Source organism: uncultured Pelagibacterium sp. (genome assembly GCF_963972885.1).
Classification (GTDB): Bacteria; Pseudomonadota; Alphaproteobacteria; order Rhizobiales; family Devosiaceae; genus Pelagibacterium; species Pelagibacterium nitratireducens.
In genome coordinates this window covers 1-19,222 of record NZ_CAXAXY010000056.1, presented here as the reverse complement: position 1 = coordinate 19,222, position 19,222 = coordinate 1, and the positions used below count along the sequence as shown (strand labels likewise).

The following is a 19,222-nucleotide window of genomic DNA, read 5'->3' as shown; positions in this document are numbered from 1 at the left end:
GGATCCACCACGTGGCATAGGTCGAGAACTTGTAGCCGCGACGATATTCGAATTTATCGACGGCCTTCATCAGCCCGATATTGCCTTCCTGGATAAGATCGAGGAACTGCAATCCGCGGTTGGTGTATTTCTTGGCAATCGAGATCACGAGACGCAGATTGGCCTCGACCATTTCCTTTTTGGCAATGGCAGCTTCGCGCTCGCCCTTTTGCACCTTGGAAACGATGCGGCGGTATTCGGCGATATCGAGCCCGGTTTCGGTGGCCAGCGTCTGGATTTCAGCACGCAGCTCATCGATCGTTGCCCGCTCGCGCGACACGAAATCCGCCCAGCCCTTTTCGGACCGCCCGAACACCTTGTCGGCCCAATCGGGGTCGAGTTCGGACCCGTAATAGGCGTTGAGGAAATCGTCGCGCTTGATCTTGTAGCTCTCGGCAAGACGCAGCAGACGGCCCTCATTGCGCACGAGGCGCTTGTTGATGTCGTAGAGCTGCTCGACAAGGCTTTCGATACGGCTGGCATTGAGCGAGAGGGACTTGACGTCCGAGATCACCTGGGTGCGCCAGGCATCGAGTTCCTTGACTTCGCCGACGTCCAGAGACTTGGCGGCAAGCTGGTCTTCGACATGCTGATCCTGGACCTTGCGCATCCGCCCATAGGTCTCGGCAATCCGATCGAATGTCTCGACGACCTGGGGCTTGAGTTCAGCCTCCATGGCCGAGAGCGAGAGATTGTTCTCGTACTCGTCGTCATCGTCATCGTCGTCGGTCTGACCGCCTTCGCCGCTGGCCGCTGCCCCATCTTCTTCGCCACCCTCGGCCCGTCCGGGCCGTTCGGTGCGCGCTGCCGGGGCAGCGGAAGCCGTCGACGATACACCAGCGGGAGCCGGAGCATCCTCGTCTTCGTCCTCGTCGTCATTGCCAGCGGTCGCGTCGGCGATCTTGGCATCTGGCCCGGCATAGGTGGCTTCGAGATCGATGATGTCGCGCAGCAAGATCTCGCCTTCGGCAAGCTGGTCGCGCCAGATGATGATGGCCTGGAAGGTCAGCGGGCTCTCGCACAGCCCGGCGATCATGGTTTCGCGGCCGGCCTCGATGCGCTTGGCGATGGCGATTTCGCCCTCGCGGCTGAGCAGTTCGACCGATCCCATTTCACGCAGATACATGCGCACCGGATCGTCGGTCCTGTCGGACCCGGACTTGGCGTTGGACGTATTGGCGACCGCCGTGGTCCCCGTCGTCGCGATCTCGCCGCCTTCGTCGTCGCTGCTGTTGTCGGCCTCGGCCTCTTCGACCTCGTCCTCGTCGACGACATTGATGCCCATGTCCGAGAACATGGCCATGATGTCTTCGATCTGCTCGGAGGTCACTTCTTCCGAAGGCAGAACCGCATTGATCTCTTCATAGGTCACATAACCGCGCTTCTTGGCGGTCTTTATGAGCTTCTTGACGGCGGCATCGGAAAGATCGAGAAGCGGCCCATCGGGTGCTTCGGTCTGCGATTCCGGCTTGCTGTCGGTCTCGGTCTTGGTCTGGTTGGCTGCCTTGGTGGCCATATAGTTCGCTCTCCTGAGCCGCACCATGGTTTGCGGCACTGGTGTCATCACCCGATGATCGCACTGGAACTGGGATTGAAAGACATCACAGGGTTAACAAATCGCTTAGGTAATGCGAAACAACCCTGATTCTGATTCGAATCCTTTTGCTGCAGGAGCGCTCCATACACGCAAAAGCGCACAGACACGAATCATCTTTTTTTCAAAGACTCCGCGTCGCACGCCCGGATAGCGAACCAAATCCCTCGATCAATGCCTCAGTACCGTCGACACTGGAAATCTGATTCTGGATGTCACGCAGCCGCTCGAATGCGTTTTCGCTCAGGTCTTCGCCTAGCGCCAGTTCGGCTGCTTTGAGTTCCCTATTTAGTTGAACGGATTTGTAATGCAAGGCCAGCGAGTGTTTTAATCCTGTTTCGGCGTCCGATTGTGCAGTCTCGGCATCGGCCTGCCATATCCCTTGCCGCGACAGTTGGCTGCGCATTTTGTCGAGCACCGGCCCATGCCCGCGCGCGATCAGCGCCTCGGCGATCCCGTTCGGTCCCAGGTCCGGGTGGACGGTCACAAGGTCGAGAAAGGCCGCCAGAACCTGCCGCGCCGGCAAGGACTGGAATTCGATTTCCGCCAGCGCCTCGAGCCGGGCCTGAGCCAGTTCGGGATGATTGACCAGACTCATCAGGATCACCGCTTCGCGGGGGATCACACCGGGCGTCGCAGCGCCCTTCAAGAGCCGTGAATTGCGCAGCGTGTCCGAGACGAGCATCTTGGGGTTGCCGCGCTGACCGGTCCGCCGCTGCTCATATCCATTGTTTCGCCCGTCGCGCCGATACTGCCCGCGCGTCGAGATAAACAGCGACGAAATTTTTTCATCGAACGCCTGGCTGTAATGGCGCCGCACCGAAACATCGGCGATCCGTGCTGCCCGTTCACGCAGCCGCGCTTCCAGCGCCGCACGCTGCTCGGGCGCTTCGGGAATTCCCCCTGCCGTCTCCATGGCCCATACGGCATCGGCCAGTGACCGGCCGCCGGCGACAAGATCGGCAAAGGCCTGCCGCCCCTGCTGCTTGATGAGATCGTCCGGATCGAGCCCACCAGGAAGCGTGACGATCGAAACGCTCTTTCCGGGTTTGAGCAGGGGAAGCGCGATATCGACCGAGCGCTCCGCCGCCCGCATCCCGGCGCTGTCGCCGTCGAAACACAGCACCGGAATATCGGTCATACGCCAAAGAAGGTTGAGATGATCTTCGGTCAGCGCCGTCCCGAGCGGCGCCACGGCCCCCTCGAACCCGGCCGCGACCGCGGCGATAACATCGAGATAGCCTTCGACAACGATCAGCGGCTTGCCGTCATATCCGGCCTGCCGTGCCGCCTGCCCGTTATAGAGCGTCTGGCGTTTGTGAAAGAGCTCGGTTTCCGGCGAATTGAGATATTTCGCCGCCACGTCCGCGCTCAACGCCCGCCCGCCAAACGCGATAACCCGCCCACGAAAATCGGTAATGGGAAACATCAGCCGGTTGCGGAACCGGTCATAGGGCACCGAAATGTCTTCACCATGGACGACCAGCCCGGTCTCGGCCATTTCCCTTGCCGAAACACCGTTCGCCGCAAGAAACTCTTTCAGCCCGTTGCGGCTGTCAGGTGCAAACCCGATTCTGAACCGCTGCTGCATGGCGCCGGATACGCCGCGCTCGAGCAGATAGCCGCGCGCCCGTGCGCCCACATTGTGGGCCAGCGCCTCGACGAAATAGGCTGTCGCCAGTTCCATGACGTCGTGAAGCGACCGTCTCGCCTCGGCCCGCTTTTCCGCCTTTTCGTCCCGCGCCGGCATGGGGACGCCGGCCCGTCCGGCCAGGAGTTCCACCGCCTCGGGAAAGCTCATCCCGGTCTTGTCGGTCAGAAAGCGGAAATGGTCCCCGCTCGCCCCGCACCCGAAACAGTGATAGCGCCCCCGCCGGTCATCGGCGTGAAAGCTGGGGCTCTTTTCACCGTGGAAGGGGCAGCAGGCCCACATATCGCCCTTGCCGGGCTGGGATTTGCGCTTGTCCCAGACGACATGCTCGCCCACCACCTGCGTGATCGGCAGGCGGTTTCGAATCTCGTCCAGAAAATGATCGGAAAAGCGCATGCGTTTTAGGTAAGCGCTGGTTGGCGCTTTGTCACCTGTTGCCGCGCTTTTCCTCCTTATTCACAGCCTCAATGACCCGCTTGCCAGAGCCGCCAGGCAAGCCCAAGCAGGCCGAAGGCAAAGACCATCATCAGCACCCCGCCAACCATCACCAGAGCCACTGCTGCCTCGAATGGCCAGAAGGCGAGCAACAGCCCGAACAGGACGTAAAGAGCGCCGCTGAGCAGCACTGGCCAGATCTTGGCGTAGAGCTGGCGTTCGCGGACGACCACGACGATTTCCATGGCGCCCACGAAAATGGCCTGAAAGGCCACGAGATAAACCAGGAACGTCGCCGTAACCAGCGCGCCCAGCAGCGGCGAGATAAGGATCAGAATGCCCACGACGATCGAGAGGGCATTGCGCACCACGTCGAACCAGAAATTGCCGGTCCTGCCGCCCCCGAATGTGATCGCCCAGAGCCCCAGCGCGCCGTCGATGACGAACAGCGCCGCCGCAAAGGTGGTAAGCACCAAAAGAGCCGCGCCGGGAAACAGCACGGCATAAATCCCCACGAGCAGCATCAATACGCCGCGAAGCCCGGTCAGAATAGAAGGAAAGCGAGACGACTTCTTTTCATCAGCCATGATAGTCCCCTAAGCCGCAACAACCCGGGAACAATACGCCTGATATCTAAAGGAGAAAAGATCAGGCGCCCAGTTGTGCCTTGACCTGCTTGGAGGCCTGCCCGAAATCGATCTGCCCGGGATATTTCGCTTTGAGCACGCCCACCACCTTGCCCATGTCGCGCAGCCCTTCGGCCCCGGTTTCGGCAATGGCCGCCTTGATCGCCGCATCGACCTCGGCTTCGGTCAGCGGCTTGGGCAGGAACTCCTTGATGATCTCGATTTCCTCGCGCTCCTGCGCTTCGAGCTCGGGCCGCCCGTTCTGGCAATAAAGGGCCGCCGATTCCTCGCGCTGCTTGACCATCTTTTGCAGGATGGCAAGGATGTCCTCGTCCCCGATACCATCCTTGCCCTCGCCCCGCGCCGCGATTTCGCGGTCCTTGATGGCGGCATTGATGAGTCGCAGCGTCGTCGTCCGGCGGCCGTCGCGCGCCTTCATGGCGTCCTTCATGGCAGCACTGATCTGATCGCGCATGATCGGTTTCCCTTGAGGTTTGTTGTCCTGTTTTGGTGCCGTTCCTATAGCCCAAGCGTGTCCGCAAAGCCAATCGCCCGCTCAATTTCCGCTAAGCCATTGATTTGCAATATTTTCAATTGCAAAGGACTCGGTTGACCGCGCCCTGCCCTTCAAATAGGTTCGCGCAAATTCAATATAGGGCGGAAGAGAACCACCAAACGGCGATCATGGCCGGAGGTTCCGCGCGCCTGACCTGATGTACGAAAAATGGAGAAGCCCCGTGTCCGGTTGGAAAGAATCCGCCCCCACCGCAGTCCTCATCCTGCGCGATGGAACGCGTCTCGAGGGCCAGGGCATCGGCGCTGTGGGCACGGCCGTCGGCGAAGTGTGCTTCAACACCGCCATGACCGGATACCAGGAAATTCTGACCGATCCCTCCTATGCCGGCCAGATCATCACCTTCACCTTCCCCCATATCGGCAATGTCGGCGCCAATGACGAAGACATCGAGACCGTCAACATGGCCGCAGCCTCGGGCATCCGCGGTGCCGTCATCAAGGCCGACGTCACCAGCCCGTCCAACTACCGCGCCGCCGAACGGCTCGACGCCTGGCTCAAGAAGCGCGGCATCATCGGCATCGCCGGGCTCGACACCCGCGCCCTGACCGCCCTGATCCGGGAAAAGGGCATGGCCGATGCCGTGATCGCCCATGCGCCGGACGGCAATTTCAACGACGCCGCCCTCAAGGTCGAACTCGACCAGTTCCCGGGCCTCGAAGGTCTCGACCTCGCCAAGGACGTCTCGACCACCCAGACCTATAAATGGGACGAAACCCGCTGGCGGCTGGGCGAAGGCTATGGTCGCGTCGAAAACCCCGATTTCCATGTCGTGGCCATCGACTACGGTGCCAAGCGCAACATCCTGCGTTGCATCGCCGATCAGGGTGCCCGCGTGACTGTCGTTCCGGCCACCGCCACTATTGAAGACATCATGGCCCACAATCCTGATGGCATATTTTTGTCCAACGGCCCTGGAGATCCCTCGGCCACTGGTGAATATGCGGTGCCGACCATCAAAAAAATCATCGAGTCCGGCAAGCCCGTTTTCGGCATCTGCCTCGGCCATCAGCTTTTGGGCCTCGCCCTCGGCGGCAAGACCCAAAAGATGCATCAGGGCCACCATGGCGCCAATCATCCGGTCAAGGACCTGACCACCGGCAAGGTCGAGATCACCTCGATGAACCACGGCTTTGCCGTCGACCGCGACAGCCTGCCCGCCGGGATCGTCGAAACCCACACTTCGCTGTTCGATGGGTCGAACGCCGGTCTCGCCGTCGAAGGCAAGCCGATCTTTTCGGTCCAGTACCACCCCGAGGCTTCCCCCGGCCCCCACGACGCCCATTACCTGTTCAAGCGCTTCATCAATCTGGTGCGCGAGCAGAAGGGTATGGAAGTGCTCGCCGAATAGGTTTCATAGGTGCCGGGTTTCGCTCGGCACCACCCACCAATTGTCATTCAGTCCGTCATAATAGGTGACCGGCGCGGCGATCAGTTCGTCCGGCGTTGCGTCGTCCAGACACGCGACGTTGATCGAAACGCTCTCTCCATCGTTCCATTCCGCCTTGGCAACCCGCCCGAACGGGGCAATCCCGCATCCCGGGCAGAACAGCGCCGTCCCCGCGCGATTGGGAACCATTGTGTCCTCGCCCGCCAGCGCCCGAAACGCATCCGGCTTGACGCTCGCACTCCACCACCGCCGCTTCCTGCAGCTCGTGCAATTGCACTTCCCCGTGCCCTCGGAGAGGTCGATTTCGGCCTCGAACCGCACCGCTCCGCACTGGCAACTGCCATGGTAGGTTTTCACGCTCATTGATGTTCTCCGCTTGGTGTTCAGGCGAATTTAGCGCGAGGCCGTGACACACGGTGTCAGCAGCCCGGTGGAAATTTCCACAGAGTGCGCTGTCATAATTTGACCAAACGATAAAAAAGGAGGACCTTATTCACGCGCGCGTCATCGGGCCGTCAGAAAACTGCGGCAATGGGGAGACGAGCGCCTTGCATCATTCTTGGTGATTCAACAAACCCCAGCGTCCTTTCGGAGGGACATCATGCATCATAACCTTTCAATCAGCCGCCGCGCCTTTCTTGCGGGCACGGCTTCGGTCGGCGCAGCCGCTATCGTCATGCATCCCTTTGCAGCAATGGCGCAGGCCAATCAGGCCCATCTGCGCATCCTCGAAACCACCGACATTCACGTCAACCTGCTGCCCTACGACTATTATGCGGACCGCGAGGACAACACCCTCGGCATGGCGCGAACCGCCTCGATCATCGAAAACATCCGCGCCGAAGCCGGCAATGCCATCCTGCTCGACAATGGCGACATGCTCCAGGGCAGCCCCATGGGCGACTATGTCGCTTACGAACGCGGTGTGGACGACGAGGATATCCATCCCACCATCGCGGCCATGAACGCGCTGGGCTATGACGCCGGCACCATCGGCAACCACGAATTCAACTATGGCCTCGAATTTCTAGAAGCCGCCATTGCCGGTGCGCAATTTCCCGTCGTCCTCGCCAATATCGTGCGCGGCGAGACTCTGCCCGACAACATTGCCGATGACGACACGCTGTTTGAACCCTATGTGATCGTCGAAAAGGAACTGACCGACGGCGCTGGTGAAACCCGCACAATCCGCATCGGCCTGATCGGCTTCGTCCCGCCCCAGATCATGACCTGGGATTCCGCGCATCTGTCCGGCAAGGTCGCCCCGCGCGACATCATCGAAACCGCAGAGCACTACGTGCCCATCATGCGCCAAGAAGGTGCCGATATCATCGTCGCCATGAACCACGGCGGCATCGAGGGTGGCCAAGCCTCCCCGATGATGGAAAACGTTTCGCTCCAGCTCGGCGCGATCGAGGGCATCGATGTGATCCTCGCCGGCCACCAGCACCTCGTCTTCCCCGGCCCTGACTATGAAGGCATCGAAGGCGTCGATATCGAAGCCGGCACGCTCAACGGCACGCCCGCCGTCATGGCCGGTTTCTGGGGCAGCCATATGGGCCTTGTCGACCTGCTGCTCGAAGTCGACGATGCAGGCACCTGGTCGGTCCTGTCCCACACCTCCGAAGCGCGCCCCATCTATGAGCGTGTCGATGGAGCGGTTACCCCGACCGTCGAATCCGAAGACACCGTCACCGAGGCGGTCGATGAAGAACACCAGGCAACGCTGGATTATGTCCGCCGCCCGGTGGGCGAAACCGCTGCACCGCTGCATTCCTATTTCGCGCTGGTGGCCGACGATCCCTCGGTCCAGATCGTCAACATCGCCCAGAAGGCCTATCTCGAGCAGATGATGGCCGGCACCGAATGGGAAGGCATTCCGATCATCTCGGCGGCAGCCCCCTTCAAGGCCGGTGGTCGCGGCGGCCCGGAATACTATACCGATGTCCCGGTCGGCCCGGTTGCCATCCGCAACGTTGCCGATCTCTATCTCTATCCCAACACCATCCAGGCAGTGCTGCTGACCGGCGCCGACGTCAAGGAATGGCTCGAACGCTCAGCCGGTATCTTCAATCAGGTCGAACCCGGTTCGAGCGATGCCACGCTCATCAATCCGTCCTTCCCGTCCTACAATTTCGACGTGATCGACGGCGTGACCTACAAGATCGACGTCTCCCAGCCGTCCAAATATGCCGCCGATGGCGGCGCTCTGGAAAACCCCGAGGCCGAGCGCATCGTCGATCTGATGTATGACGGCGAACCCATCGATCCCGAGGCCCGGTTCGTTGTCGCAACCAACAACTACCGCGCTGGCGGTGGTGGCGGCTTCCCCGGCGTCGGCCCCGACAAGATCATCTTCATGGGACCCGACACCAACCGCGACCTGATCGTGCGCTACATCGTCGAACAGGGCACCATCGATCCGGCCGCCGACAGCAACTGGTCGCTGGCCGCATTGGGCGACACCACCGTGTTGTTTGAAACCGGCCCCGCCGCCGAACAGCACCTGGCCGATGTCACCGCAGTCACCATCGAGCCGACCGGCGAAACCAGCGAAGCGGGCTTTGGCGTCTATCGCATAACGCTCTAAGGAAAAGCGATTCTGGAACAGGGGCTTGGCCCGCGTTCCGGACTCAACATGAAAGGCGGGCCTCAAGTTGAATCAGAACTTGAGGCCCTTCACTTTTCGGATCAGGTGCGGTTTTCAGATAGCGCCCGAAAACGTGTCGCATTCCCCGACATCACCCGTAGCATACCCACGCTCGAACCACTCCTGGCGCTGCGCCGAAGTGCCATGCGTAAAGGTCTTGGGGATAACCACACCCTGCGTGCGACTTTGAATGGCATCGTCCCCGATCTGCTCGGCGGCGTTGATCGCCTCCTCGACGTCTCCATCATCGAGCAGGTTTTCCTCGCCCACATAACTCGCCCAAATCCCCGCATAGCAGTCGGCCTGCAACTCGATCTGCACCGAATAGGCATTGGCCTCCTCCTCGCTCATCGATTGTATGGCGCGCGAATATTCGGGGAGAACTCCCACAAGATTCTGCACGTGATGCCCGATCTCATGAGCGATCACATAGGCCTGCGCGAAGTCGCCTGGAGCACCAAACTGGCTGCGCAGCGTTTCATAGAAGGACAGGTCGATATAAACATTCTGGTCGCCTGGACAGTAGAACGGTCCGGTACGCGCATCCGCCAGCCCGCAGGCCGAACTGTCGGTATCGGTGAAAAGCACCACGGTAGCCGGTTCGTAGGTCATGCCGTTCTCGACGAACACTTCGGTCCACAGATCCTCTGTGTCCTGAACGACCACCGCAACGAAATCGGCAAGATCGTCCTGACCTGCCTCGGGCAGCGGCCGCGAGACCGATCCTGAGCCGCTGGTTCCCGTGCCCAGACTACCATCGAGCAGCGACATGGGATTGATGCCGAGCGCGACCCCGACGATGAGAATGATGACGATGAACCCGATCCCCATGCCACCGGATCGGCCGCCCGTGGGAATGCGGAACCCCGATCCGCCCATACCCGACGAACGGCGGAACAGGCCACCACTCGCGCCGCGTCGATCCTCGATATTGGACGATCGCTTACGCCCCCGCCATTTCATGGATTATTCCTCGCTCCACGCCTCAAGCAATGGTCCGGTTTCACCTTGCACCGGATCGGTTCGGGGCGCCGGAACATTCGAGATATTGGCAAGCGCTGTCTCGCGCTCACCGTGTTCGCCGGTAAGGATATCCCAATCCTGACCCGGCGGGTATGCTCCAACGACCGCAAAATCGGTGCTGGCGCTTTCGAGCTTGTGTGCGACCCCGGCCGGGATCACCACCGCATCGCCTTCGCTCACGCTCACAGTAACACTGCGCGGGCCGCCCAGAGCGATTTGCGCGCTGCCGCTGGCGACGCCGAGCGCCTCGTGCGCGGTCGAGTGATAGTGATGATATTGAAAGATCGAGCCGACCCATTGGGCCGGCCACCCATTTCGCGACAACAGGGTTTTGAATGCCTCGGCGGAGGGCCCCTGTCCGATCGCGGCGCGATAGACCAGAACGGCAAGCGTGCTGTTGGGAAAACGCCCGTCATCCTCCAGGATCAGCCGTTCGATGACGCCCGTCTCGGCCATTATTGCGTGACGTCCACCGCCGGAACATCGACGGAAACCGTTCCGCCCTCGCCACCGGAATTGACGTTGACGAAATAGATGACCCCGATGACCACGACCAGCGCGACGATCACCGCAAAGATCATTCCGCCGCCCCCACCACCGGAATTGACCACAACCGTTTCGCGTTCGCGTTCGACCATTTTCTGTCCTCACAGTCTGTTGTGGCATCGAAACGGAAAGGCGGGACCATTGGTTCCGACGGGAAGGAGTGTTTGGCCGACGGGCCAGGGGCACATCGTTATTCTATTTCCTCAGCGAGCAGGATCTCGAGATTGCCGATCATCGTTTTCAGGCGTTCGCGGTGCCGCTTGCGTTCCTGCGCGTCCAGTCCCGTCGCCGCACACCCGTTGATCCGCACGACGGCTTCCATCATGGCGGCAACTTTCTCACGTCCGGAAGTGCTCAGCCCGATCAGCAATTTACGCCTGTCCTGCGGATCGGGGCGCCGGGTCAAAAGCCCGTCGCGATCCATGCGGCCGAGCGTCGCCGCCATGGTGGGCTGCTCGATCCCGGCAAAATCGGTGAGCTCGGCCTGCGTCATTTCCGGCATCTCGCTCAGCGCGTACAGCACCGGCACATAGGCACTCGCCAGCCCGTGCGGCCGGATGGCCCGCGTCATGGCCTGCATGAACAGCCTTGCCGCACGATTTGTCAGATAGCCTTCGGAATCACGGCGTTGCATCGGTATCCATAGCATGCTATTTAATAATCATAGCATGCTATATACCCCCTCAATCGCTCAGCCACAAGGTGCGATCATGAGCCTCAAGAGCACACCCGACCGCTACGGAACAATCGCCATCGTCGTTCACTGGGTGACCGCATTGTTGGTCCTGGCGCTTATCGTTCTGGGCCTCAACGCGGCGGACGCCGATACCGATGCCACAAAGCGCGCCCTCCTGATCCCCCATATCGCACTGGGCCTGACCGTACTGGCGCTGACCATATTCCGCATTGTCTGGTGGGTCTTCGCCGACCGGCGCCCGAACGAACTGGCCGGCATCCCGCCCCTCCAGTCGCGTATTGCCGCCACGGTGCATGTGCTGGCCTACGTGTTCATCATCGTTCTGGCATCGACCGGCATTGCCACCAACATCATCGGCGGCGTCATTCCGGCCCTTGCCACGGGCGCGCCCATTCCCGATCTCGACGACATCGCCCCCCGCGATATCCACGGGGTGCTGGCGCGGCTGTTCATGGCGCTGCTGGCCATCCATATCGGCGCCGCGCTCTACCACCATTTCATCCGCCGAGACGGCCTTCTTTCCCGCATGGGCATCGGCAAGCTGCCCCGCTGATCCGAATCATGAAACATGGGCGCCTTATCCGGGAGATGCCTCATGTCCGACCTCGCCATTCGCAACGCCACGACCGACGATTTGCCTTTCATCGTCGGCCTGATCGCCCACGATACGGTGCTGGACCGCATCGACGACCCCGCCGATGCGCACGGTCCGGACTATCTGGCAGCCTTTAAGGCCATCGCTGCGGATCCCAACCAGCTCTTGTTGATCGCCGAATTCGACGCTGCAGCGGTGGGAACCTTCCAGCTCACATTTACCCCGGGCATTTTCCGCCGCGGCGGCTGGCGCTGCACCATCGAGGGCGTTCACGTGTCCCCCGATCACCGCAACAGGCGGATCGGGGAAAAGATGATGGCTTGGGCCGTCCAAAAGGCAAAGGAACGGGGCTGCACGATGGTGCAACTCACCTCCAACAAGAAAAGAGCCGACGCGCATCGCTTTTACGAGCGCCTCGGCTTTTCCAGAAGCCACGAAGGCTTCAAGCTTTATGTCTGAACAGGATCAGACCTGCAGGAATTCGGCCTCGTCGGGATTGACCCCTGTCCGGCCGTCCGCGCTGTCGAGCCCTTCGATCTTTGCCATGTCCTCGGCGTCGAGTTCGAAATCGAACACGGCGAAATTTTCTGCAATCCGCTGAGGATTGGCCGATTTCGGAATGACGATCAGCCCGTTCTGGACATGCCAGCGAATGGTGATCTGACCGGGCGTTTTGCCATGCTTTTGTGCGATCTGCTTTATCGTGGAGCTTTCCAGAACATCGCCCCGGCCCAGCGGGCTCCAGCTTTCGGTCTTGATTCCCAGCCCTTCGTTAAAGGCCCGGAGCTCTTTTTGCTGGAATGCGGGCGAAAGCTCGATCTGGTTGACGACAGGCGTCACACCCGTCTCGGCAATCAGCTTTTCCAGATGGGCCTGATGGAAGTTGGACACCCCGATCGATCTGATCCGGCCGTCCTCCTTGAGCTTGATGAACGCCTTGAACGTATCGACGAAATTGCCGGTCTTGGGCATCGGCCAGTGGATCAGATAGAGGTCGAGCACATCGACCCCCAGATTGGCCATGGTTTCATCGAAGGTCTTGAGCGTCGAATCGTACCCGTGCCGCCCGCTCGGCAGCTTGCTGGTGATGAACACTTCGTCCGCGCCAACGCCGGACGCCTTGAGTGCGGCACCCAGCGCCGCTTCGTTGCGATAGGCATAGGCCGTATCGAAATGGCGATACCCCGCGCCAATGGCCGCTTCCACCACACTCTGCATGTTCGCGCCGTCAAGCTTCCAGGTTCCCAGCCCGACCTGCGGAATCGTGTTGCCATCGGAAAGTTCGATAAAGCTCTGCTGCGTCATGGCGGCGCTCCTTGCTTCGATATGAAAATGATGCGCCGCAATCGAACTCACGGCATCGGAAGGGTCGTTGGCAGTGTAACGCGATGGTCCGTTTGTGCCACCCCGATCGCGTGCAAAATCGCCCTGCGGCAATCAGGAGTAAAAGAATCCGCTCCTTAACGCTGGAAATCGGAACAAGGTTGCTCTAAGGAGACCGCTTAGCCAACAGAATCCATACCCCGTCCGACGCGCGACAGCTTTTCTGCCGCGCGCTTGCCGTACGAGAAGTATCACATGCCCAAACGCACAGACATCAAATCCATCCTCATCATCGGGGCTGGACCGATCATTATCGGCCAGGCCTGCGAGTTCGACTACTCGGGAACTCAGGCTTGCAAGGCGCTGCGCGAAGAAGGCTATCGCATCATATTGGTGAACTCCAATCCGGCGACGATCATGACCGATCCCGACATCGCCGATGCCACCTATATGGAGCCCATCACCCCCGAAGTCGTTGCCAAGATCATCGAAAAGGAGCGCCCCGACGCGCTGCTCCCCACCATGGGCGGCCAGACCGCGCTCAACTGCGCCCTCTCGCTCAACAAGATGGGCGTGCTTGAAAAATTCGGCGTCGAAATGATCGGCGCCAACGCCGAAGCCATAGACAAGGCCGAGGATCGCGAGCTGTTCCGCGACGCGATGACCAAGATCGGGCTTGATACCCCCCGCTCGCGCCTCGCCCACAACACCATCGAATCCCTGCAGGCCCTCGAAGATATCGGCCTGCCCGCCATCATCCGCCCTTCCTTCACGCTTGGCGGCACGGGCGGCGGCATCGCCTACAACCGCGAGGAATACCTTGCCATCTGCGAAAGCGGCATCGACGCCTCGCCCACCAACGAAGTCCTGATCGAGGAATCCGTCCTCGGCTGGAAAGAATACGAGATGGAAGTTGTCCGCGACAAAAAGGACAACTGCATCATCGTGTGCTCGATTGAAAACATCGATCCCATGGGCGTCCATACCGGCGATTCCATTACCGTCGCCCCGGCCCTGACGCTGACCGACAAGGAATACCAGATCATGCGCGACGCCTCGCTGGCGGTGCTGCGCGAGATCGGTGTGGAAACCGGCGGCTCGAACGTTCAGTTCGCCGTCAACCCGGCCGATGGCCGCCTGATCGTCATCGAAATGAACCCGCGCGTGTCGCGCTCCTCGGCGCTGGCATCCAAAGCCACCGGCTTTCCCATCGCCAAGGTCGCCGCGCGCCTCGCTGTCGGTTACACGCTCGATGAGCTCGAAAACGACATCACCGGCGGTGCCACGCCGGCCTCGTTCGAGCCAACAATCGACTATGTCGTCACCAAGATCCCGCGTTTCGCCTTTGAAAAATTCCCCGGCGCCGACAACCGCCTGACCACATCGATGAAGTCGGTCGGCGAAGCCATGGCCATTGGCCGCACCTTCTCGGAATCGCTGCAAAAGGCCCTGCGCTCGCTCGAAACCGGCCTGACCGGTCTCAACGAAATCGGCATCCCCGGTCTGGGTGAAGGCGACGACAAAAACGCGGTCAAGGCCGCTCTGGGCACGCCGACCCCCGACCGCCTGCTCTGGGTCGCCGAAGCCATGCGGCGCGGCTATGACCATCAGATGATCTTTGATGCCTGCCATATTGACCCGTGGTTCCTCGAGCAGCTCCAGGCCATCGTCGACACCGAAGCCAAGGTCCGCGAACACGGCCTGCCGGAAACCGAAGGCCAGATGCGCAGCCTCAAGGCCATGGGTTTTTCCGATGCTCGCCTTGCGGAATTGTCGGGCAAGACGTCAAAGGACGTGCGCACCCATCGCCACACCCTCGGCGTGCGCCCGGTTTACAAGCGTATCGACACGTCCGCTGCCGAATTCGCCTCGCCCACGGCCTACATGTATTCGACCTACGAAACCCCGTTTGCCGGTGTGGTTGCCGATGAAGCCAACCCCACCGACAGAAAAAAGGTCGTCATCCTTGGCGGTGGCCCGAACCGGATCGGCCAGGGCATCGAATTCGACTATTGCTGCTGCCACGCCGCCTTCGCGCTGTCCGATGCCGGCTATGAGACCATCATGGTCAACTGCAACCCCGAAACCGTCTCGACCGATTACGACACCTCCGACCGCCTCTATTTCGAGCCGCTGACCGAAGAAGACGTTCTCGAAATTCTAAAGACCGAACAGCAGAACGGCACGCTGCACGGCGTCATCGTCCAGTTCGGCGGCCAGACCCCACTCAAGCTGGCCAATGCCATCGAACGCGCCGGCATCCCGATCCTGGGCACCCAGCCCGACAAGATCGACCTTGCCGAAGACCGCGACCAGTTCATGAAGCTTCTCAACCGGCTCGATCTCACCCAGCCGCGCAACGGCATCGCCTATTCGCTCGAACAGTCCCGCATCATCGCCGAGGGGCTGGGCTTCCCGCTGGTCATTCGCCCTTCCAACGTTCTGGGCGGCCGCGCCATGGTCATCTGCCATTCCGCCGATGATTTCGAGCGCTACGTCCAGTCCACCCTGACTGAACTGGTCCCGCCCGAAATCCGGCACAAATACCCCAACGACAAGACCGGCCAGATCAATTCGGTCCTCGCCGCCAATCCCTTGCTGTTCGACAGCTACCTTCAGGGCGCCGTCGAAATCGACGTCGATTGCCTGTGCGATGGCACGGACGTGTTCATTGCCGGCATCATGGAGCATATCGAGGAGGCGGGCATCCATTCGGGCGACAGCGCTTGCTCGCTCCCGCCCCATTCGCTCAGCCCCGAAATCATCGCCGAACTCAAGCGCCAGGCCGCCGAAATGGCCCGCGCACTCAATGTCGGTGGCTTGATGAACGTGCAGTTCGCCTTGAAAGACGGCACCCTCTACGTCCTCGAAGTGAACCCCCGCGCCTCGCGTACAGTGCCCTTCGTCGCCAAGGTCATCGGTTACCCGATCGCCAAGATCGCCGCGCGCATCATGGCTGGCGAAAAGCTCGCATCCTTCAATCTCGAAGAGCGTGAAATCAAGCACATCGCGATCAAGGAGGCAGTCTTCCCCTTCGCCCGCTTCCCCGGCGTCGATACGGTTCTCGGCCCGGAAATGAAATCGACCGGCGAAGTGATCGGTCTCGACACCGACTACGCCACCGCCTTTGCCAAATCCCAGCTCGGCAGCGGCACCAAGGTTCCGCGTGAAGGCACGGTTTTCGTCTCGGTCCGCGACGAGGACAAGGCCACCATCGTCGACTCTATCCGCGACCTGGCCAATGCCGGCTTCAAGATCATCGCCACCGGCGGCACCCAACGGTTCCTGGCCGAACAGGGCATCGAATGCACCAAGATCAACAAGGTGCTCGAAGGCCGCCCGCACATCGTCGATGCCATCAAGAACGGTGAGGTCCAACTGGTCATCAACACCACCGATGGCGTCAAGGCCGTATCCGACAGCCGTGACATCCGCCGCGCCGCTCTGATGAGCAAGGTGCCCTACTACACGACCATCCCCGGCACGGTTGCAGCCGTCCAGGGCATCCTCGCCTACCGCAGCGGCAACTTCTCGGTGAGAGCGCTGCAGGACTATTTCGCAGCCTGATCCAAAGGTTTCCAAAGGGCGCTTCGGCGCCCTTTTTTGTTGGACCTCCGCCCCGGACCTTGACCACATGCTGGGGCAGGCTGAATAGTTGGCTCCGGTTTTCATGCACAGGGGACGCGCAATGAAACGACTTTCGGCCATCGCTATTTTGCTTTTCACCGGACCGGCCTTCGCCCAGAGCAGCGAAGTCACCGACGCCGTCATCAAGTTCGTTGGAGCCCCCGGCTTTGAACGCCTCGATCCTGTAACCACCGAACAGGACCTCAACGCCTTCTGGCTCGATTTGGAAACGATTTCCCCCGGCGGCCCGATCGGGCCTATCGAAAAGGCCGTGCTGACGGCCACCAGCGCCATCCCCTCGACCCGGACCCGCACTGCCATTTCATACGGCGAGATGATCGACCGGGACGCCGGGACAGTCAGCTTCATCGAACTGCGCCACTACAATCTCGGTCCGCAAATTCGCAATGATACAATCGAGGCTTATGGCGCGGAAAATGTGGGCACGCCCGACGACTTCGGCACCGGCTATCACATGGCCTGGCGTTTCGTCTTCACGCCCTTGATGAACAATGCAGCGATGGTACGCGAGGTCTCCAACCGCATCATTTCGCCCGAAGACGCTGCCGATGACGAGTGCACCGGTCGTCCCTGCCTGGATCCCTACGCTTCATTTGAAGATATGGCCGACTGGCAGGAGATGAGCGGCACCCTGCCCGACTGGCCGGCTCAATATCCTGACGCGGTGGATGGGCTGTCCACGCCCGCGCACACGATTGCGGAACTGGCCGTCCTGGGCTTCTGGGCCAGCGCAGAATCGGGCACCTATCAGTGGACCGGCGGCGAACATCCCGAAGCGGCCCGCAATTTCCAGCCCTATCGCTTCATCGGCATCGACCGTGATCTGGGCCAGGACGCAATGATCGACAGCGTCTGGCGCGAAACACTGGTCAACGACGACGCTCTTTCCGAAATGCTGTTCCGCCGCCTCGAAATCGCCGGCCAGGTGTACCTGATGCAAGCCGGCGTCGAGCGTTGACGGAAATCACAAATCCGATAGTGTTGCGCCCATGATGATGATGTCCAACAAGTTCGCGGTCTTCCTGAGCGCCTGATTGGCGCTTCCCGTCCGGAAGCATTTGAGCCGGGCCGCTTGGCGGCCCGCAAATTGCCTCGTGCAGCACTGCGAATTCATGGACTTTCCAAATGCCTGCAACAGAAAACGCGCTGACCCCGGCGCAGATCGAAACCTTTGTCACCGACGGTTTCGTCAGACTCGATAACGCCTTTTCTGCAAATCTGGCCGCTCAGGGCCGCGCCATCCTCTGGCGCGACACCGGTTGCGACCCCGACGACCCCTCGACCTGGACAAAACCGGTGATCCGCCTCGGCGGCTATGCCGATGCCCCGTTCCGCGAGGCCGCCAACACCGAACGGCTCCATTTCGCATACAACCAGTTGGTGGGCGAAGGCCGCTGGCTTGCACCGCAGGGCCTGGGCACATTCCCGATCCGCTTCCCTTCGGACCAGGCGCCGGGTGACGATGGCTGGCATATCGATGCCAGCTACATGCTGCCGACCGACGATCCCAACGACTTCTTCTCGATCCGGGCCAACATCAAATCGAAGGGCCGGGCCCTTCTGATGCTGTTCCTGTTCTCCGATGTCGCACAAGACGATGCCCCCACCCGCATCCGCGTGGGCTCGCATAGGGATATGGCCCGCTTTCTCCTGCCCTTCGGCGAGGAAGGGGCGACCATGCACCAGATGATGGCCACCAATTTTGCCGGTACGGAAAAATGTCCGGAAGCGCTGGCAACCGGCCCCGCCGGGACGGTCTATCTGTGCCACCCGTTCCTGGTTCACGCAGCCCAGCCCAACAGGGGGAGCCGCGTCAAGTTCATGGCCCAGCCACCGCTGATGCCCGCACACGACTTCGATCCGGCCCTGCCCCCTTCGCCGGTCCAGATCGCCATTCGCAGGGCGTGCAACCTGACCTTCTGACAAGCCCTCCCCGGGGGTCGCAACCGATCCCCGGGGACCAGCTCAATTGATCGGCGCCGCCGGCACTTCAACGCCCAGATCGATGTCCGAAACCTCCAGCCCCTCAATGTTTTCGGGCTTGCGTGCCACGAACAAAAGTCCGGTCACAGGCTGGCCGCGATCGCGCCGGATCGTCTCCTCGCTCACGCGCACGATGTCCAGCCCCGCCTCATCAAGAGCGGCCCGGATCGCCTCCCCATTATGCGCGAAACGCAGCGAAGCCTGAAGCCACTGACTGTCCGCCCCATCATGGCGCTCCACCGAAAACGCAAAAATCCCGCCGGCCCGCAACACCCGACTGACCAGGGCGAAAATCGGTGGCAATGCCGGGCAGTACATGAAGACGTCGGCCGCCGTCACGATATCCGCAACCCGCCCTTGCGCTCCGAGAAAATCGAGCAATTCGGCCCGTTCGACCCCGTCGTAGATCGCTTTGCCTTGCGTTTCGGCGACCATGGCGGCTGAAATA

At 61.0% G+C, this 19,222-nt stretch carries 17 protein-coding genes and 1 pseudogene; 7 read left to right on the top strand and 11 right to left on the bottom strand.

All coding sequences use genetic code 11. From position 1 onward, the window contains the following. The 4 genes from AACZ55_RS10400 to AACZ55_RS10385 form a co-directional block, all read right to left on the bottom strand. Window positions 1-1,555, bottom strand: a 1,555-nt coding sequence (locus tag AACZ55_RS10400; RefSeq protein WP_339645910.1) for a sigma-70 family RNA polymerase sigma factor, incomplete at its 3' end; no start/stop codon positions are given. A gap of 202 nt (window positions 1,556-1,757) precedes the next feature. Further along, window positions 1,758-3,680: a DNA primase gene (dnaG, locus tag AACZ55_RS10395; protein ID WP_338609784.1), complete on the bottom strand. Its 1,923-nt coding sequence runs from the start codon at window positions 3,678-3,680 to the stop codon at window positions 1,758-1,760. Between the two features lie 68 nt (window positions 3,681-3,748). After that, window positions 3,749-4,306 (bottom strand): DUF308 domain-containing protein, encoded by a 558-nt coding sequence (locus AACZ55_RS10390; protein ID WP_339645907.1) that lies wholly within the window; start codon window positions 4,304-4,306, stop codon window positions 3,749-3,751. Between the two features lie 61 nt (window positions 4,307-4,367). Beyond that, the gene (locus tag AACZ55_RS10385; RefSeq protein ID WP_339645913.1) at window positions 4,368-4,823 is read right to left on the bottom strand and encodes a GatB/YqeY domain-containing protein; all 456 of its coding nucleotides are present in this window, start codon (window positions 4,821-4,823) and stop codon (window positions 4,368-4,370) included. 259 nt (window positions 4,824-5,082) lie between these two features. Here AACZ55_RS10385 and carA point away from each other — a divergent pair, with 259 nt between their 5' ends. Then, entirely contained in the window at window positions 5,083-6,270 is a 1,188-nt protein-coding gene (carA, locus tag AACZ55_RS10380; RefSeq protein WP_338609782.1) for a glutamine-hydrolyzing carbamoyl-phosphate synthase small subunit, read from the top strand. A gap of 3 nt (window positions 6,271-6,273) precedes the next feature. Here carA and AACZ55_RS10375 read toward each other — a convergent pair whose 3' ends face one another. Further along, complete coding sequence (locus AACZ55_RS10375; RefSeq protein WP_339645903.1) at window positions 6,274-6,672, bottom strand: GFA family protein; 399 nt, start codon at window positions 6,670-6,672, stop codon at window positions 6,274-6,276. 238 nt (window positions 6,673-6,910) lie between these two features. On the opposite strand from AACZ55_RS10375, the gene AACZ55_RS10370 reads away from it, so the two are divergent. Beyond that, complete coding sequence (locus AACZ55_RS10370; protein ID WP_339645901.1) at window positions 6,911-8,899, top strand: bifunctional 2',3'-cyclic-nucleotide 2'-phosphodiesterase/3'-nucleotidase; 1,989 nt, start codon at window positions 6,911-6,913, stop codon at window positions 8,897-8,899. A 114-nt stretch (window positions 8,900-9,013) separates the two neighbouring features. Here the strand turns inward: AACZ55_RS10370 and AACZ55_RS10365 are convergent, their stop codons facing one another. The 4 genes from AACZ55_RS10365 to AACZ55_RS10350 form a co-directional block, all read right to left on the bottom strand. After that, complete coding sequence (locus AACZ55_RS10365; protein WP_339645899.1) at window positions 9,014-9,922, bottom strand: neutral zinc metallopeptidase; 909 nt, start codon at window positions 9,920-9,922, stop codon at window positions 9,014-9,016. 3 nt (window positions 9,923-9,925) lie between these two features. After that, on the bottom strand, window positions 9,926-10,438 hold the full coding sequence (locus AACZ55_RS10360) for a cupin domain-containing protein (RefSeq protein ID WP_339645897.1): 513 nt from the start codon (window positions 10,436-10,438) through the stop codon (window positions 9,926-9,928). Further along, complete coding sequence (locus AACZ55_RS10355) at window positions 10,438-10,620, bottom strand: hypothetical protein (RefSeq protein ID WP_338609777.1); 183 nt, start codon at window positions 10,618-10,620, stop codon at window positions 10,438-10,440. Before AACZ55_RS10355 ends, AACZ55_RS10360 begins: the two co-directional genes overlap by 1 nt. 98 nt (window positions 10,621-10,718) lie before the next feature. After that, entirely contained in the window at window positions 10,719-11,162 is a 444-nt protein-coding gene (locus tag AACZ55_RS10350; RefSeq protein WP_339645893.1) for a MarR family transcriptional regulator, read from the bottom strand. A gap of 76 nt (window positions 11,163-11,238) precedes the next feature. Here AACZ55_RS10350 and AACZ55_RS10345 point away from each other — a divergent pair, with 76 nt between their 5' ends. Then, window positions 11,239-11,778, top strand: a complete 540-nt coding sequence (locus AACZ55_RS10345) for a cytochrome b/b6 domain-containing protein (RefSeq protein WP_339645890.1) — start codon at window positions 11,239-11,241, stop codon at window positions 11,776-11,778. Window positions 11,779-11,820: 42 nt separating this feature from the next. Continuing rightward, window positions 11,821-12,279 (top strand): GNAT family N-acetyltransferase, encoded by a 459-nt coding sequence (locus AACZ55_RS10340; protein ID WP_339645887.1) that lies wholly within the window; start codon window positions 11,821-11,823, stop codon window positions 12,277-12,279. 6 nt (window positions 12,280-12,285) lie between these two features. Here AACZ55_RS10340 and AACZ55_RS10335 read toward each other — a convergent pair whose 3' ends face one another. Beyond that, complete coding sequence (locus tag AACZ55_RS10335; RefSeq protein WP_339645884.1) at window positions 12,286-13,125, bottom strand: aldo/keto reductase; 840 nt, start codon at window positions 13,123-13,125, stop codon at window positions 12,286-12,288. A 273-nt stretch (window positions 13,126-13,398) separates the two neighbouring features. Between AACZ55_RS10335 and carB the strand changes: the two genes are divergently transcribed. The 3 genes from carB to AACZ55_RS10320 all read left to right on the top strand — a co-directional run bounded on the left by carB (window position 13,399) and on the right by AACZ55_RS10320 (window position 18,714). After that, window positions 13,399-16,710 (top strand): carbamoyl-phosphate synthase large subunit, encoded by a 3,312-nt coding sequence (gene carB, locus AACZ55_RS10330; RefSeq protein ID WP_339645881.1) that lies wholly within the window; start codon window positions 13,399-13,401, stop codon window positions 16,708-16,710. Between the two features lie 121 nt (window positions 16,711-16,831). Next, window positions 16,832-17,749, top strand: a complete 918-nt coding sequence (locus AACZ55_RS10325) for a hypothetical protein (RefSeq protein ID WP_339645878.1) — start codon at window positions 16,832-16,834, stop codon at window positions 17,747-17,749. Window positions 17,750-17,916: 167 nt separating this feature from the next. Next, window positions 17,917-18,714: a phytanoyl-CoA dioxygenase family protein gene (locus AACZ55_RS10320; RefSeq protein ID WP_339645875.1), complete on the top strand. Its 798-nt coding sequence runs from the start codon at window positions 17,917-17,919 to the stop codon at window positions 18,712-18,714. A 42-nt stretch (window positions 18,715-18,756) separates the two neighbouring features. Here AACZ55_RS10320 and AACZ55_RS10315 read toward each other — a convergent pair. Further along, window positions 18,757-19,222 (bottom strand): annotated as a pseudogene (locus AACZ55_RS10315) (hypothetical protein); the annotation flags it as partial.

What these genes read in the sequence shown, in the direction of transcription:
- AACZ55_RS10320 (WP_339645875.1), top strand. Translation starts at nt 17,917, where the DNA reads ATGCCTGCAACAGAAAACGCGCTGACCCCGGCGCAGATCGAAACCTTT.
- AACZ55_RS10370 (WP_339645901.1), top strand. Translation starts at nt 6,911, where the DNA reads ATGCATCATAACCTTTCAATCAGCCGCCGCGCCTTTCTTGCGGGCACG.
- AACZ55_RS10350 (WP_339645893.1), bottom strand. Translation starts at nt 11,162, where the DNA reads ATGCAACGCCGTGATTCCGAAGGCTATCTGACAAATCGTGCGGCAAGG.
- AACZ55_RS10365 (WP_339645899.1), bottom strand. Translation starts at nt 9,922, where the DNA reads ATGAAATGGCGGGGGCGTAAGCGATCGTCCAATATCGAGGATCGACGC.
- carB (WP_339645881.1), top strand. Translation starts at nt 13,399, where the DNA reads ATGCCCAAACGCACAGACATCAAATCCATCCTCATCATCGGGGCTGGA.
- AACZ55_RS10355 (WP_338609777.1), bottom strand. Translation starts at nt 10,620, where the DNA reads ATGGTCGAACGCGAACGCGAAACGGTTGTGGTCAATTCCGGTGGTGGG.
- AACZ55_RS10345 (WP_339645890.1), top strand. Translation starts at nt 11,239, where the DNA reads ATGAGCCTCAAGAGCACACCCGACCGCTACGGAACAATCGCCATCGTC.
- AACZ55_RS10325 (WP_339645878.1), top strand. Translation starts at nt 16,832, where the DNA reads ATGAAACGACTTTCGGCCATCGCTATTTTGCTTTTCACCGGACCGGCC.
- dnaG (WP_338609784.1), bottom strand. Translation starts at nt 3,680, where the DNA reads ATGCGCTTTTCCGATCATTTTCTGGACGAGATTCGAAACCGCCTGCCG.
- AACZ55_RS10340 (WP_339645887.1), top strand. Translation starts at nt 11,821, where the DNA reads ATGTCCGACCTCGCCATTCGCAACGCCACGACCGACGATTTGCCTTTC.
- AACZ55_RS10360 (WP_339645897.1), bottom strand. Translation starts at nt 10,438, where the DNA reads ATGGCCGAGACGGGCGTCATCGAACGGCTGATCCTGGAGGATGACGGG.
- AACZ55_RS10390 (WP_339645907.1), bottom strand. Translation starts at nt 4,306, where the DNA reads ATGGCTGATGAAAAGAAGTCGTCTCGCTTTCCTTCTATTCTGACCGGG.
- AACZ55_RS10335 (WP_339645884.1), bottom strand. Translation starts at nt 13,125, where the DNA reads ATGACGCAGCAGAGCTTTATCGAACTTTCCGATGGCAACACGATTCCG.
- AACZ55_RS10375 (WP_339645903.1), bottom strand. Translation starts at nt 6,672, where the DNA reads ATGAGCGTGAAAACCTACCATGGCAGTTGCCAGTGCGGAGCGGTGCGG.